Annotated in this window: 9 protein-coding genes; 1 reads left to right on the top strand and 8 read right to left on the bottom strand. The window is 44.3% G+C overall.

Features of this window, described 5'->3' with window-relative positions; all coding sequences use genetic code 11:
* Positions 1–582: 582 nt before the first annotated feature.
* From FKX85_RS10350 to FKX85_RS10320, 7 genes are all read right to left on the bottom strand, one after another.
* Positions 583–1,995 carry an alpha-L-fucosidase gene (locus tag FKX85_RS10350; RefSeq protein WP_229239823.1) on the bottom strand — a complete coding sequence of 471 codons (1,413 nt, stop codon included), beginning with the start codon at positions 1,993–1,995 and terminating at the stop codon, positions 583–585.
* A complete protein-coding gene (locus FKX85_RS10345; protein ID WP_141614656.1) occupies positions 1,968–3,500 on the bottom strand; it encodes a sulfatase family protein in 1,533 nt (510 codons plus the stop codon). Before FKX85_RS10345 ends, FKX85_RS10350 begins: the two co-directional genes overlap by 28 nt.
* Positions 3,501–3,672: 172 nt before the next feature.
* The gene (locus FKX85_RS10340) at positions 3,673–5,217 is read right to left on the bottom strand and encodes a sulfatase family protein (protein WP_141614655.1); all 1,545 of its coding nucleotides are present in this window, start codon (positions 5,215–5,217) and stop codon (positions 3,673–3,675) included.
* A gap of 112 nt (positions 5,218–5,329) precedes the next feature.
* Positions 5,330–7,093 carry a RagB/SusD family nutrient uptake outer membrane protein gene (locus tag FKX85_RS10335; protein ID WP_141614654.1) on the bottom strand — a complete coding sequence of 588 codons (1,764 nt, stop codon included), beginning with the start codon at positions 7,091–7,093 and terminating at the stop codon, positions 5,330–5,332.
* 17 nt (positions 7,094–7,110) lie between these two features.
* Complete coding sequence (locus tag FKX85_RS10330) at positions 7,111–10,596, bottom strand: TonB-dependent receptor (RefSeq protein ID WP_141614653.1); 3,486 nt, start codon at positions 10,594–10,596, stop codon at positions 7,111–7,113.
* 100 nt (positions 10,597–10,696) lie between these two features.
* Positions 10,697–11,695, bottom strand: a complete 999-nt coding sequence (locus FKX85_RS10325) for a FecR family protein (protein WP_141614652.1) — start codon at positions 11,693–11,695, stop codon at positions 10,697–10,699.
* Positions 11,696–12,093: 398 nt separating this feature from the next.
* Positions 12,094–12,687, bottom strand: a complete 594-nt coding sequence (locus FKX85_RS10320) for an RNA polymerase sigma factor (RefSeq protein WP_229239822.1) — start codon at positions 12,685–12,687, stop codon at positions 12,094–12,096.
* A 403-nt stretch (positions 12,688–13,090) separates the two neighbouring features.
* Between FKX85_RS10320 and FKX85_RS10315 the strand changes: the two genes are divergently transcribed.
* The gene (locus FKX85_RS10315) at positions 13,091–14,389 is read left to right on the top strand and encodes a sulfatase-like hydrolase/transferase (protein ID WP_168196245.1); all 1,299 of its coding nucleotides are present in this window, start codon (positions 13,091–13,093) and stop codon (positions 14,387–14,389) included.
* A gap of 62 nt (positions 14,390–14,451) precedes the next feature.
* Here the strand turns inward: FKX85_RS10315 and FKX85_RS10310 are convergent, their stop codons facing one another.
* Complete coding sequence (locus FKX85_RS10310; RefSeq protein WP_141614649.1) at positions 14,452–16,404, bottom strand: heparinase II/III domain-containing protein; 1,953 nt, start codon at positions 16,402–16,404, stop codon at positions 14,452–14,454.
* Between the last annotated feature and the right edge of the window lie 10 nt (positions 16,405–16,414).

Below are 16,414 nucleotides of genomic sequence, written 5' to 3'. Positions count from 1 at the left end.
CAGCGGACAGAAGTGTCAACAGTCATGCTCCGCTAGGTGCATTAGCTTGGTAACAGAAAGCGAATACGGTAGCCTAACAGCGCCGTAGGTACTGACCACGGGCAAGAAAAGTATGCATGATTTGAGTGACGAATCCATCCGTCAACGAGTTTTTTCGATCCCCATAGCCCGCTACCGCTCAACTTAACCACAGTAAACCATATAGAACCCTCATTTTCAATCAGGCATATTAGGGGTATAAAAAAAAATTCCCCGGACAATATTCCGGGGATTTTCACCTTTCAAACCCTAATAAAACCCATTAAATGATTTACAATACTAAGTTAATTCAAAATAAGGTCTTTTGCTCTAATTAATTTCTCCATTACCAGTACTATTTTTGCCAAATAACCTCAGTTGGATTTATCCAATTCGATAAAAAACGGTAATAACATCATTGCGAACGAAACGGATGTATAGTGAAGCAATCTTGTAATCATGAAACGGTATCGCTTCACTGCGTTACCAACTTCGTTCGCGATGACGAACTGGAATTCGTTCATTTCGAGCTACGTATGCACTCAGACAGCTAAAATAATGGCCTCAATCATATACCTTTATGGAGGCGATCTTGGGATCACCAATAGCTTCATGAATCTGAAGCCGCACACTGTCCACCTTCCTTGCTGAAAATACCGCTATGTGTTTGTGACCTATAGAAGTTCCTTTATAAAGGTCTACCCACTGCCCCTTTGTCTTTCCCTGTATCAAAAACTCTCTTACTCGTTCTCCAAAACGGACATCTTCCTCTATGACCACTGTCCCTACTTCTAACGACTTGCCAAGTGGCACTGATATCTCCTTACCTGTCCCGGAAACCTTAGCAAGGGCATCATTAAATCTTGCGGAGATTTCATCTCCAAATTCCCTCATCCTCTCCACGTCTTTATTGGGTACCAGTCCACGTTCATCTGGGGCAATCCCCAAGATCAGGGTACTGTTATGCCCAACACTATTGTAATACATTTCCATGAGGTTTTCGAGCGGATAAATATGTGCTTCATCACCAGGCTCCCAAAACCATTCGTGCCTTCCATTATACCCTCTCAGCGGTGCATCACTCATCGCCGGCATATAAAAAGCACCATTGGGATCACCATATTTTATAGGTCTGAAATCAATCGAATCACCACGATTGGCAAACCAAGAAGGGTGGCCATACGTACCCCAGCAGGGATACGGGACAGCCCCGCTCTCACTCCCGCCCCAGCGGATATCGGCACGATCAAGGTTATGGTAAAAAAGGGCATTTGGCTGATTGCTTTCTACAATTCCCTGTACATCGGGACCTCCTTGGGCTGGCCCATGTGCTCCGCCATCAAACCATATAATCGCCAACTCCCCATACTTGGAAGTTAATTCTTCCACCATCCCTTCACACATGCGGTTATAATGTGCCTGCCTATTCTTCGCAAACTCATCCTGCCCACTGACCTCAAAATCATGGATTCCATAGAATGAATTCCAGCGGATTCCGATGTAGATCCCCGGTTTGATTCCATACTTCCGACAAGAAGTGACAAAATCCTGAACTATATCCCCTTTTCCGTCCTGCCATTTCAAGGCTTTCATACAGTAGGGGTTGACATCACTCTGGTACAATGCAAACCCCGTCTCGTGTGTAGCCGTCAGCATGGCTATCTTAGCCCCCATTCCTTTGGCGGCCCTGACCCATTGATCGGTATCCAGCGCTTCAGGATTGAAAATATTGTAATCAGGGATTGGCGTGATCCGATTGTTGCTTTGGACATATTTTTTACCATCAAAAACATGAAGATCATAGTGGAATATCACTGTCAATTCCGCTTCCTGCCAGGCAATTTGTGCCGGAGATGGAACAGGGACATCAATTTGTTGTGCCCATACCTCCAAACTGGGAGTCAAAAACGACATTAAACCAATACAACCGATAATCCACATTTTCTCCATCACTGCATCCACCACAGTTGTTTCCAAACTTTGTCCCCATCATTGGACTGAGGTGCTCCCGGTGTACTCCTGCCTTCTGCAATATATTTGGTCAATAACGTCTTTAGCTCTTCTACTTTTTGGGGATTTTCCGCTTCGAGGTTAATGGTTTCCGCAGGGTCTTCTTTCAGGTTAAACAACTGAACGGCAGGTAAAGTATCCATTATGGCTACTTCCTTCGGGGTAGGATGACTCCATCCACCGGATCCCGCACACATGGCCAGCTTCCAGTCCCCCTTCCTGATCGCAAAGCTTCCGTTTATGGAATGGTGCACCGTAGCTTCCCGGAAGGCCTCTTCTCCAGCATTCCCTTCCAGTAACGGCAATAAACTATAGCTATCTTCCCCCTCCTCATCCTTCAGTTCGTATCCCACAATAGCCGCGCAGGTAGCCATCAGATCGGTAGTACAAATAGTCTGGCCATTGACTGACCCTGCCTTGATGACCTTTGGCCATTTAGCTATGAAGGGCACTCTATGGCCACCTTCATAAATATCGGCTTTGTAACCTCTGTGGGGGCCACTTGGATAATGTCCTTTTGCGGTCAATTCTTCAGGCTTTGCGGCAGGCGAACACCCGTTATCGGTAACAAAGATGACCAGTGTGTTTTCTTCTACCCCCGCCTCTTTTACCGCAGCCATCAGTTGTCCCACATAATCATCCACCATCATCACAAAGTCCCCATACGGATTTAAGCCACTCTTTCCCTGCCATTCGGCAGTGGGCAAGATCGGAGTATGTGGTGATGGCAGTGGCAAATAAAGGAAGAACGGCTTATCGGAAGCGGCCCTTTCCTGCACATATTTAATACCTCTCCTAAAAAAATTAGGGGTAACATCTTCATGGTCGAAATCAGCACCGGTTGCCCCTTTTCTCCACCAGCCATATTTATCCTTACTCTCTGTAGAATCTACCGGTAAAGCAGTTACCTTTCCGTTTTCGACATAAACATAAGGCGGAATGTCCAGCGAAGCCGCATGGCCGTAGGCATAGTCAAATCCGTTATCATTGGGATTGTGCGTCACAGGCTTGCTGAAGTCCACATTTCCTTCTGCATCCCTGCCCCAGTTCCAGCCCAAGTGCCACTTCCCGATATATGCTGTATGATAACCATGCTCCTTTAGCATGGATGGCACCGTAGTTCTTGATGTATCGATCAATGCTTCAGACTCTCCCCAAAGCACGCCGCTCTTCAGGGTGGACCGCCAGTTGTACCGCCCGGTCATTATGCCATATCGAGTAGGTGTACATACCGCCGAGGAGGTATGTGCATCGGTAAAACGCATACCGTCTGCGGAGAGTTGGTCAAGATGAGGAGTTTTGATTTTTCCATTCGGGCTATATGCCCCGATATCACCAATTCCCATATCATCCGCCAGAATATAGATAATATTGGGAGGAACTGGTCCATTTTTTTCCTTTTCAGATTTACTGCAAGAAATCAGCAGCAACATAAAGAATACAAACGCAGTTTCTTTCAAATAGGTATGCATGATGTATTTAGTTGATTTTCAAAACAAATAAACAAGGGCAAGTTACCTAAAAATAAAATCAAAGAATACACAAGACTTTTCCTTTTCAGGTGTTTTCTTTGCTGGTCGGGTTGTAAGATCGAAAGATAGTAAAAGTCACTTTCCATATTAATAAAGCACAAACTAGGGATCATTACTTATCCTTGATCTGCTGCAAGGCGAATTTCATCTCTTCCATTATTTTGGGTGATGTTAAAGAGATATCCTTTGTCTCTCCAGGATCATTCTTCACATCAAACAACTGATCTTTATTGGTAAAACCTGTCTCTATAACAGGCCCCCATGGCACCATGTCGGGGCCATTGTTTGCGGGGATCAACTTATATCCATCGCGTCGGATATAGGCCAGATTACTGAAGAGTGCTTCCTGCACCAACCCTTCCCTGCCTTTAGGATCTTCACCTACCAGGGCAGGCCAGGCATTCTGGGTATCCACCGCCTGCTGGGCATTATATTTCTGCCCCAAAAATTCAGCAAAAGAACCTACCAAATCCACTTGGCTGACCATCGCGTCTGTGGTCTTTCCTCCCTCGATCTGTGCTGGCCATTTTACGATAAACGGTACCCGGGTCCCTGCTTCAAATGCACTGTACTTTCCTCCTCTAAGCGTTCCCCACGGCTTATGGTCTCCAATCAATTCCCTTGCCTGGTCTTCGTAACCATCATCCAACACTGGGCCATTGTCGCTGGAAAAGATGACAATTGTATTCTCTTCCATCCCTCTTTCCTTCAAGAGTTTCATCAGTTCACCCACTGTCCAATCCAACTGTGCGATCACATCGCCTCTCGGCCCAAAACCAGTAGTTCCCTGGAATTTCTCATGGGCCAATCGTGGCACATGGATATCATGTGTGGCAAAATAAAGAAAAAAAGGCTTGTCAGATTCCTGAGTGATAAACTGGCTGGCCTTGTCCACAAAAGTCTGCGCAAAGTCCTCATCCCTCCACAAGGTCGCTTCCCCACCAGCCATATAGCCGATTCGGCTGACCCCGTTCACAATCGTATGATTATGCCCGTGGGACCACATCATTTTCAGGAGTTCGGGATGCTCTTTGCCAGTGGGTCGGTCACCTACTTTATCTCGGTAACTTACCTGGATCGGATCTTCAGGATCCAAGCCGACCACGTGATGGTCTTCCACAAAGACCGTTGGTACCCTGTCTCCAGTAGCAGGAATGATAAAAGAATAATCAAAGCCTATTTCCAACGGACCTGGCTTTAATGCACCGTTCCAGTCCGGTCCTTCATCACCTCCCAAGCCCAGGTGCCATTTGCCGATCACACCAGTTCTGTAGCCTGCTCGCTGCATGACCGATGGCAAAGTTTCCCGGTCAGGCCGGATCAGGGCAGAAGCATCTCCCGGAGCTACTCCTCGTCCTTTTGCTCTCCAAGCATATTCACCAGTGAGCATCGCGTACCTGGATGGTGTACAGGTGGCTGCAGTAGCGTAAGCATTGGTAAAAAGCATGCCATCTGCAGCTAATTCATCGATATGGGGAGTAGGAATCTGCCCTCCGTACTTGGCCACATCCCCATACCCTAAATCGTCCGTATATATTAACAGGACATTGGGCTCCTTTGTATTTACTTTTTCTTGACCGCTGACCCCTGTCTTCTTATTGCTACAGGAAAAACCAATCAACAACAAGAATACCCCAACGTAATAAGCCTTGTTCATATTTATCGTTTAATAGTTCATTTAAATATAGTCCAAACGCACTAATATACCTACTCAAAAGATAAAAAGACCGGCGATCTCACCGGTCTTTTTATATCAATTTGTTTTACTCCTATTCGTAGAATGGATTTTGGACCCACTTGGGATTATCTGCGATGATCCCTTGATTGATAGGAAAGTAAAACCGTTCCGGACCAAATGTCCGGGTCTCGGGTTCGGCATTTTTTAGTGTAATAATATACTTGTCCTCATCCAGGTCATACTTGAAGACCAATCCTTTCATCCTGACATTATCCAAATATTCCGGGGCAATTCTCCATCTTACCAAGTCCCAATACCGATGTGTCTCAAAACACAGTTCCACTTGCCTTTCCTTTCTCAATTTATCCTCAGAAATCTGATCATAAAGGGGCATTCCGACTCTTTCACGTAGCATGTTGATCGCATTGAGTGATTCGTCCCTATTGTTGAGATAATAAGCAGCCTCTGCCAAATTCAAATACGTCTCGCCCAGCCTGAAAATCGCAAAATCCTGTCCTGATTCACCTGAATTCGGCAAATCCAAGTTCTCATTTACATTCTTTCGTCTTAGCAAGGCGGTATTCCTTACGTTCCTAGGGTGAGCTGCAGCTGGCCATACCTCTCCGACCCTGTCAAGATTTCCTGAGGTAGTTTCCACTTTTTCTCCATTGCTATTGGTATACAATGTGCTACTGTGAAAATAGATCAAGCCGCCTTTAAAAGTAGTTTCAGGATAAAAAACCGATGCCCTAAAGCGCGGATCTCTATTCCCAAAAAACTCATCTATGTCCCAAGAATTATCTGCTGTAAGCTCATCTCTCGAAATGGAAGTCCCTAAGGTGCCATCCTGAAAATCAAACAATTCGACTATATCATATAACACGGGGAAATTACAGCCCCAGCCACCGCGGAATTCGGCAGGAAAAGCCAAACGATCAAACCCCGTCCCTTTCACGATCGGCTCAAAAACCTGGGCAAAAATCACTTCGCTATTGCCATCATCCAGAAACAGGTTAATATAATTTTCTACCTTATCGTTATAGGCATTGTACAAGCTGAAATTACCCGACTCAAGAATCACTTTGGAGGCATCATAACTCATTTGATAATAGTTTTCGGCTTGGGCATTGGGTATACCGACCACTCCATCCAGCTGCACTTCACCAAAATTGGCGATACTCGCTGCATACAATGCGGCTCGGCTTTTAAGCGATAATGCCGTCCATCTATCCACTCTTCCCTGTCCGCCAGTTGGGTCAGTACTCAAAAAAGGGATGGCTGCATCCAGCTCCGAAATAATAAAATCATAGATTTCCTGTTCGGTACTCCTGCTTGGATACAGCACTTCCTCTGGGTCGTCCACATATTGCACGTCTGTAATCAGGGGCACTCCGCCGTACCGTTTCACCATTTCAAAGTACATATGGGCACGGAGATACTTTGCCTCAGCGGTTTTGGCATCAATAAATACTTGCGAAAAGGAGGAACTATTCGCAATATTCTCTATTAAATAATTCGCATCACGAATATTATTCCAAGGATAATAGCCAACCGGCCCATCCCCCGCAGCCGCGGAATAGGTCCGCTGATATGTGGTGTTGGGGGTCTGCCAATCTGCAAAGCAAATATGCTCACCTCCTATGGCAGGGATCATGGCGACGTTATATCCATTATCACCTCCGAAATTAATGAATCGCAAATCTTGATAGATTTTAGCCAAGTAGGCATCAGTCAAAGACTCGGACTCAAAAATATTATCCTCCGATATGAAATTCGGAACCTTGGTCAACTCGTCTTCACACGAAAACAGCATGAAGATGCAAAGTGGTATAAATATATATCTTACGTTTTTCATTACGGTCTGCTTTTAAATTACAACGCTAATTGAACACCAAAGGACATCGTCCTCAACAGAGGCAGATTAAAGGCATTTGGACGGGAGGCCTCCTCAGGATCAATATTCCCTTTGAAAATCCCCAGTTTGTTAAATGCCACTATATTGTCTCCAGACACATACAGTGTCAGCCTATCCAAGCCTACCCGGGACAACATCTGCTGACTGAAAGTGTACGATAAGGTAGCCGTCTTTAACCTTATATAGGTGCCGTCCTTCATCCAAAAATCGGATTGGGTATCATTCCAAGTCCTAGCTCCATCCCTATTAAAGGCGGGCAATTGTGCATTGGGATTACTTCCTACACCTGGGTTAGCTGGGTCTTGGAACCAAGCGTATTCCTCATGCAGCTTTAGCGGAACCTGCTCATTGCCAAACGGTGCCCTGAAGGCTCCTACCACAAATACATTGAACTGAGAGCCTCCTTGCCATAGCATGGACAGGTTAAAGTTTTTATAGGTCAAATTAGGCTGAAGACTATAGGTCAATTGCGGGTCATTTCCATACCCGATTTCATATCGGTCCTCCCTATTGATCACACCATCTCCTGTAAGATCAACATACCTGATATCGCCCGGTTTTGGGCTGCCATTGATATCTTCAAAAGTGTACGTGTCCAAGTATTCATCTACTTCGGCTTGTGAATTAAAAAGGCCATGAGACTTATAGCCAAAGACGGTGTTTACCCAGCGTCCGGCCCTCTTATCAAATTTCACCTGCACAGGATCCGTCTCATCGATATCCTCTTGGTACTTTTCGTATTTTTCCCGAGTGTACCCCACACCTGCAACGATATTGTACTGGAATTCGCCCACAGCACCTCTAATACCAAGTGAAGCATCAAAGCCCCTGTTACTTCTCGCATCAAGGTTTACCGCGGGAAGAGGGGCTCCAAATGTCCCTGGCAAATCCTCTAGAGGAATCCTTAGCAGTCCATCACGATATCGGTAAAATCCATCAAAGCTACCAAACACCCTACCGTCAAATATTGTATAGTCTACCCCCACATTATATAAAGTTGTCTCCTCCCATGTCACCAATTCATTGGGCAAACTACTGGATTGAATTTGGGGAACCTGATCACCATTTAGGATGTAGATATTCCCTACCCTTTCTTCAAACCCTGACAGGTATTCAAAGGAGGTATTGCTCAGGTTATTATCCACGCCAGTTTGACTGTAGGAAAGCCTCAACTTCAACTGATCCAGAACTGCTGCATCTTTCAGAAAGTCCTCCCTGGCAATATTCCAGCCCGCAGAAACAGAAGGAAAATAGCCCCATCTTACCTTGGGGCCAAACTTAGAGCTCGCATCCGCCCGTAAGGTCGCTTCAAACAGGTACTTTTCATCATAGGAATAATTAAATCGGCCAGCTACACTGATCCGGGTGTATTCGACATCCCTTCCAGTCCCCTTAGTGATGGTCAGTTCATTGGCTCCGCTTACTTGAGGAATATCAGGAGAAAGCAGGTCCCTCCGTGTTACCGACAGATCATTGTATATATTGTCCTCCCTTTCCACAAATGCCAGCGCAGAAAAATCATGCTTGGAAACCTCTTTGTTATACCTTGCATAACCTCTGTACAGGAACCTACTTCTCGGATCATTGCCTGGACCAAAAATTGATTTGGTATATGAATTGATCCCTTGCGAACCTTCTAACTTATATCCGTCATAATCTTCCGTGATATCATCAGGATTATAAGAGTACACTTCGTAGAACCTGGTCAGCTCCTCTCGTACCGCACCTCTAAACCGAAAATTCATCCTTGCTCCCACCGTTAGGTCCTTAAAAAATGGAAGATTATAGCTTAATTCCGCAGCACCAGCAGTCGTTTTTTTATTAGTATTCTCATATCCTACCGCGTCTTTATTTATCCGAGTCACAGGTGAGCGAGCATTGAATCCAGAATAGGGATTCTTCGTAGGATCAGGCAAGACCGTAGGATAGATAGGCTGAGCTGTCCTCAAATCATTCCATATATCCCCGATACTTGAAGAGGCATAATCTTGTTGCTCATTGATATGGCTCACATTTAATTTCAGGTCCAGGCCTTCAGAAAGTTTAATATCGGTATTACTGGTTACCGAAAACTTTTTATAGTCATAATCTCCTTTAAAAATCCCTGACTGGTCTTGCATTCCTACACTGACATAATACCTTACATTCTCACTTCCACCCCTAAAACTCAGGTTATGGTTTTGTAGAGGAGAGCCTCCATCTTTCACAGTTGCATTTGCCCAGTCATAGCTAGGAGCACCAGGAGCATTGTACTTCTCCAGGTTTTCCTCAGTAAATGTCGTACCATAAGGAATCTCTGCATCTGGTTTGGTAGGGTCATATTGGGTGTTAAAAATCCCATCCCTACCGAGCTGGATAAAACTACCTGCATCTACCTGCTCTGGGAAAGTCAATCTTTTCTGTGATGCAAAATACCCATGATAGGACACCTTGGGCTTACCTGTGACTCCTCTTTTAGTGGTTACCAAGATGACTCCATTTCCGGCACGCGCACCATAAATGGCCGCTGAGGCATCTTTCAACACCGAAATACTCTCAATATCATTGGGGTCCAATCGGTCCAGATGAGACTCCACGCCATCCACAATTACCAACGGAGAACCAAATCCCCTGATACTGATGTCTACATTATCAGAGCCCGGAAGTCCTGGATTTTGATTGGTTACCAATCCCGGAACCTGTCCTACCAAAAGTCCCTTCACATTGGTCGTTGGATTTTTAGCCAGTTTATCAGCTCTTAAGTCCGTCACGGAGCCTGTGAGTGTACTCTTCTTTTGGGTACCGTACCCCACAACCACCACTTCTTCCAAGTCTCCAAGATCTTCCTCTAGCACAATATCAAGCTGGGAACTACTTCCTACCTGAACCGTCTGAGACGTATATCCTACAAAAGAAATCACCAATTCGCTTCCCTCTTGGACACTAAAACTGTACTTTCCCTCCAAGTCCGTCACGGTGCCATTGGTGGTGCCTTTTTCGACGATCGCTACTCCTGGCAGCGGATTGCCGCCTTCATCAGTGACGACACCAACCAGTTCTATTTTAACAATATTTATCTCTACTGCATCAGCTCTGTTCTGAACATTTTTGCCAACATAGACGGTATTGTTGACCTGTTTAAATTTTAGTTTAGTGGATTTGGCGATTTCGGTCAGTACTTCTTCTACTGATTTTTTTCCTTTTTCCAAAGTCACGGATGGGTTATTGCTTAGCAAGTCATCTGGATAGACAAAGACATAGTCAGTCTTGGACTCCATGTCCTCAAACAGGGACTGCACCGTTCGATTTTGATGCTCCAGTTTCACAAAGGCCTTGTCCAAGGGCTTGATTTGTGCATTTCCCTCCCCAGCCATAAGCGAAGTAAGAAATATGCATTGTATAATTATACCATATAACAGGTTCTTAGACACCATTTTAATTAGGCTCAGTAATTTTCTTTTCATAATTTTGTAAATGTTTTAAGGTTTATCACTTGAAACGTTCAGGGCAGTTGATTCATTTGGCGATGGAAGGCTGTCCTGATTTCTTTTCACATAGGCAATGTTATTTTTTGAGTATCACTTGTTCATTATTTATTTCATATTCGAAGCCAAGGGAAAAAGTCAATCCCTTCAGCACATTTTCTAAGCTCTCGTTATTAAAAGTTCCCGAAACTTTTCGAGCGGCATTCACGCCTTTTGTTAACTTGATGTCCACGCCATACCATTCTTCAAGATCATCCAAAATCTCGCCGAGCGGTTTGCTCTTGAAGAGGATTTTTCCTTCTTTCCATGCAGTAACATCTTCCTGAATAAATGTCGCGACACCTAATTCCCCTCTTACGTTGCGATTTACAGAGGCTATTTGACCAGGGACCAAAATGACACTTTCCTCATTTCCCTCCACTTTATTTTCTACACTTACTTTTCCTTCTGTGAGCGCCACCGATACATTACCTCCCCTATTTTCTGTATTAAAAGCCGTACCCAAAGCAGTCACTACTACCCCACCTGCTCTCACCATAAATGGCCGCTCCTTATCTGGGGTAATTTCAAAAAATGCTTCTCCTTCCAGCTCCACCTCACGGGTTCCTTTTCCAAATCCCGAAGTATAGCTTATGGTAGAGTTGGCATTCAAAATCACAAAGGTCTTGTCCGGCAGACGTAGCTTCAGCTTTTCTCCTGCTCTAGCTTTCTTCGTATAGGTCTTGAGCTCTTCGGGCAATTCAGGGGTAGTATAATCAAGCTGCTTATACAGCAGAACAGTCAATAAAGAGACAAGCATCACGGATGCAGCTATCCTAACTACCTTCCCCCAATTGTGGTCCTTTCTGTTGGACAGTTTTTTATGGGTAGTAGCTTTACCGATCCGTCGATAAATCCCAGTGAGCATCTTTTCTAAATCATCTTCCTGTACTCCCTTATGCTCCTTTCCCCACTCCTCTTGCATCAAGGATTCCAATTGCGCTTTTCCCTTATCTGTTTTAAGCCAATCAATAACAGCTGCTTTTTCTACTTGGGAAGCAGTGCCCGATAGATATTTTAAAAGTATCTCTTTTTCCAATTTTTTTCTTCGATTTAATGGCACTACACATGACAGAGGGGAACTACTTAATTTATTTATAAAAAAAAACAAAAAAACAAGCAAACACCTGTTTAACAGCGTTTTACAAATCACCGGTATAAAAACAACAATTTGAGATCAGGGGTCAAGCGGAAAAGTTGAGGGGGGGGGGGTAATAGAACGCAGATAGTGCCGATTAATAAGATTTACGCTGATTTTTTTATTAGGAAGGGCTGGGCAGGTTAGGCGGAAGCCCTTAAAGGCTTGTCTGCATCCAAGTAACCGTGTCTAGTGCCAGATAGAGCGTGATAGCCATGGGCAACGGCCATGGAAACAATAGCCGAATCAACAGCATTTTACTTTAGCAGCAATTACATTATTATCCAAAAAACAACAAATTAGTTGTTCAAAAAAATCAAAATGAACAACGTCAGGGTGATGACAGATGCCTGTTTTAGCAGTTGCCCTTTTAAGAATTTAGTAGCCAAGTAACAATGATGTTCTACCGTACGGACAGAAACACCTAGATTTTCGGCAATTTCCTTATGACTGACCCCATCCAACCGGCTCAATTTAAACACCTGCTTTTGTACACTGGGAAGACTATCTATCAAATTCAAAGCTGTTTGCTCAAATTCTTTGTATTCCAATTCGTCCAAACCGGAAACTTCGTGATAGACTGGCTGAGCCATTTCTTCTAATCCCACAGTACGCTTCACCTGTCTTATTCTATTGTACACTTGGTGCTTGACAGCTGTAAACAAATAACTTTTAAAGTTCAATTGTTCATTTAATCCATCTCGCTTTTCCCATACTTTCACAAATACCTCCTGAACAGCCTCCTCTGCAATATCGTGATCATAAAAAATACTCTTGGCAAACCCAAATACACGTGGAGCATATCGATAATACAATTCATCGAAAGCAGCCAACTCCCCCTCCTTCATCAGAGCAACCAACTCCTTCTCCTTATACTTTATTAGCTTTCTCATAATCAGACATTTCTTAAACATAAAAATTTTTAAACAAAAAAAACAATAGAGTAAAACATTTTATGCTTTACTTCCTTATAAAAACTACTAAATACCTTTACAAAAACCCCATTAATCCTCTAAAAATTTTATAATAAAACCAATCGAAAATATATTGGTTTCTCAAAACCATATTAAAAACAATTCACCTAAACAATTAAAACTATTCGATTCACTTTAAATCCACATATAGACAAATATTACCGTATAAATCTAAAGATCAAACACAAGCATAAAAAACGTTCAAAACATTATCTTTTTGTTTTTAAAATTTTCATTATATTATCATATGCAGTACTTTGATTAACGTTAATTCACTTACAAATATTAAAGCATGAAACCATACTGTTCATTTTTAATTCTCTTGTTATTCACAATAGGCAACAGCTTAGCCCAAGAAAAACCCAACATCATCGTCATCGTCAGCGATGATGCGGGGTACGCTGATTTCAGTTTTCAGTCTGACAAGTTTATATCTACCTCCAACATTGACAGGATCGCAAACGAAGGCGCAAAATTCACCAACGCATATGTGACCGCCAGCGTATGCTCCCCTTCCCGCGCCGGGCTCCTTTCTGGCATCAACCAGCCTGAGTTTGGCCATATTTACAACTACATCAAAGGGATAACCTACAGTATAGATCAAGATGAATATGGACTCCCTCACAATGTCAAACTGGTCGGAGAATACCTTCAGCCACTAGGTTATTCTACCGCAGCATTTGGCAAATGGCATGAAGGGTTTGCAGAGGAATTCCAGCCCCAACAAAAGGGCTTTGACCATTTTTGGGGATTCCTGTGGGGCTCCAACCACTACCACACAGGGAAAGCCATAGACGTCATTGATGATGGCAAGCCTGTAGACCCGGCCACCATTCCCTACATGACCGATGCCATCACGGATGAAGCGCTGGACTTTGCCACCAACAATCGTGAAAATCCCTTTTTTCTCTATATTTCCTATAACGCAGTCCACAGCCCTTTGGAAGCCAAACCTGAGCATGTGGAAATGTTCAAAGGCAAATTTCCGGAGGATCCAAAACGGGAAATCTTAGCAGCCATGGCTTATTCACTGGACGAAAATGTCGGCAAGATCTTCGATCAGCTTCAAGCAATGGACGAGCTGGACAACACGATCATCTTCTTCATCAATGACAATGGAGGATCGAAACATATCAGTGCCAACAATAGTCCCTTGAAAGGCTACAAAGGCCAACTGTATGAAGGAGGAATCCGGGTTCCTTTTGCGGTAAGATGGCCAGGAAAAATCAACAGTGGAACCGTTTGTCATTCCATCACATCAAGCCTCGATATCCTGCCAAGCATTTTGGATGCCGTAGGCTATTCCAAACGAAACCTGGAAGGAAAATCGGTACTGGAACTCATCAACAAACCTCAGGAACACGAACACCGTGAACTGTACTGGCACACCAGTCAGTATAAAGGTGCCATCAGGACCGGGCAATGGAAGCTTATCGTGAACAAAGACAGCCATGAACTCTACAACCTGGACCAAGACCTGGCGGAAGAAAACAACCTGCTAAAAAGCAATCCTGGAAAACACCTTGAAATGAATGAAAAGTATAACCAATGGCTCGCCCAACTCCCTCATCCCTATTTCGTTCCGACATCAGGCAATAACGCTTGGGAATCGGGAGATTGAACCCGAAACGGGCATTAGCTGACCTTTCCCAACTCCACCAGTAAACCACTTTACTGGTGGAGCTATGGAGTGGCCACTTCAAACGCCCATTTCTCCTCCAAGCGCTTTCCTACTTGGACAAATACCAACCGATAAACCACTTCCTGCTCCCAAACCTGTAAAAGCCGAGAATCCTCCACTGGCCATTCTTCTATGGTTAACGTCACCTTATCAGCGGGGTACTGCATTATCATATCCTGACCATTGGGCAATGTGATGCCCACCATTCCCTCTTCTGTTTTTTCCGGAGGGTATAGGCTCATTAAGTGTACTTCAGATGGCGCCTCCCATCTTTTCAGAGAAAATTGGTCGGTAATGCTAAACTTTCCTTTTTTTCTATCCAACTCATAACTCCTTTCCCAAAAGTTGCTTGCCGCAGACTCAGGATAAGCCTGGCTTACATCCAGTCCAAAACGAACGTATCGTTTTCCTTCGGAAAAACCCACCGAGGCTCCCTTGAAGTTCTTGCCATTTTGCTGCGATACACCATTGATCAGCGGGAGGTTATGAAAATCAGACTGCATGGTCCAGATATCATAGCGGTCCTTGCTAAATGTTTTGGCCGAGTACGTTTCCACACCAACATCGATAAAAACCGGATTCCCATGATAATACAGAACAAATGTCCCCACATCATTATGATTGTGGCTTTCATTGTTATGGCCACCCTTCGCCGCAAAAAACAACCCATCTACAGATCGTCCTCCTGCAACCTCTGTCTCCGAATACCAAAAGAAAGGAGTTTTTTCCTGATAAGCTTTTTGGGATTCCACCTTCTTGTACCCCATAAGATTATGAATCGTCCGGTCCAGGCTTCCCTTCAGCAGCCATTGGTCTAAGTCCTCCTTTTGGGCTACATCTGCTGCAAAACCCTTCAGGTTCTCATCTGAAATATACTGACCGTACCTAAAAATAATCCCAGGGTGTGCCTTTAGTCGAGCAGAGGCGTCCGCAAAATTCACGTAGTAGTCATCCGCAATATGGACTTTCCTGATATAATTGCCCATATTTTGGATCACGGGCTCTTTCCCAACATCCACTTTTCCCTGCGAAAGGTCTTTGAGTAACGCTAAGTATTCCAACATCTTCCCCCCAGCATGATCCCAATAAGCAGGCCCCTCTTCACAAGCCCCGTCAGCCTTGTAATAATTGATAAACTGATCTACTGATCGTGCACTTTTTTCTACTACCTGGTGAAGGCGTTTTTGATCTTTCTCTACTAACGATGCTGTTAGCAGGACGTTATAATTGCACCATGGATTCCAATTATTGACAAAGGAAGACTCAAAGCCCATCCACCAAAAATCATCCCTGGCCAAATATGGGCTAATAATCCGCTCATCCAACTCTTTCTCAATCCTTCTGGTCAACAACGGCGAAATGGTTTCAAAATCACTTCGAAAATAAAAATGGATCCATGACAATAAATTGGCCACCTCACCAGCTCCCAGATCGATTACGGGATCCTCCACATCAGGCATTCCCGACTTATCTTTCTGGGCACCCAGGTGGGCAGAAAGCACCCAGGTGGACTGCTCACACATGGCCCAGGCACCATCCATGATCGCATCAATATATTTTCCTTCCCCTGTCGCCAATTCTGCCATCACCAAGCTTTTCAATGCCTTCATCCGTTCATTTTGATAAGCTTGCATCCGGGTACGGTTTCCGTTGCGCACAAAATCCAAATAGGCAGACACCGGTATGCTTGGCCATTCATACGCCAGGGCTTTGCCCCCTTCTTCTGCCAGCTGGTACTGGATTTCTTTCGGAAGCTGGCTTAACTGTTGGTGAACAGCATTTTCACTTGGAAAGACGGATAAGGGATCCATCTCCCAAGCGGCAAGGTCTTTCACGTCCTCTATTTGTTTGGTCAGTAAATCCCGCTTCTCCTGAGCTGACGCGCTAAAGACTGCCCAAATCAACGAACAGCACAAAAATATTCCTCGGACAGTAAAAGTTAAGTTGCATTTCATCAGATATTAT

Source organism: Echinicola soli (genome assembly GCF_006575665.1).
In the GTDB taxonomy this organism is placed as follows: domain Bacteria; phylum Bacteroidota; class Bacteroidia; order Cytophagales; family Cyclobacteriaceae; genus Echinicola; species Echinicola soli.
The sequence above is the reverse complement of the archived record's forward strand: the minus strand, read 5'-3'. Positions and strand labels throughout refer to the sequence as shown.

Coding starts and splice junctions, on each gene's coding strand:
- FKX85_RS10345 (WP_141614656.1), bottom strand. CDS start 3,500: ATGCATACCTATTTGAAAGAAACTGCGTTTGTATTCTTTATGTTGCTG.
- FKX85_RS10340 (WP_141614655.1), bottom strand. CDS start 5,217: ATGAACAAGGCTTATTACGTTGGGGTATTCTTGTTGTTGATTGGTTTT.
- FKX85_RS10335 (WP_141614654.1), bottom strand. CDS start 7,093: ATGAAAAACGTAAGATATATATTTATACCACTTTGCATCTTCATGCTG.
- FKX85_RS10330 (WP_141614653.1), bottom strand. CDS start 10,596: ATGAAAAGAAAATTACTGAGCCTAATTAAAATGGTGTCTAAGAACCTG.
- FKX85_RS10320 (WP_229239822.1), bottom strand. CDS start 12,687: ATGAGAAAGCTAATAAAGTATAAGGAGAAGGAGTTGGTTGCTCTGATG.
- FKX85_RS10310 (WP_141614649.1), bottom strand. CDS start 16,404: ATGAAATGCAACTTAACTTTTACTGTCCGAGGAATATTTTTGTGCTGT.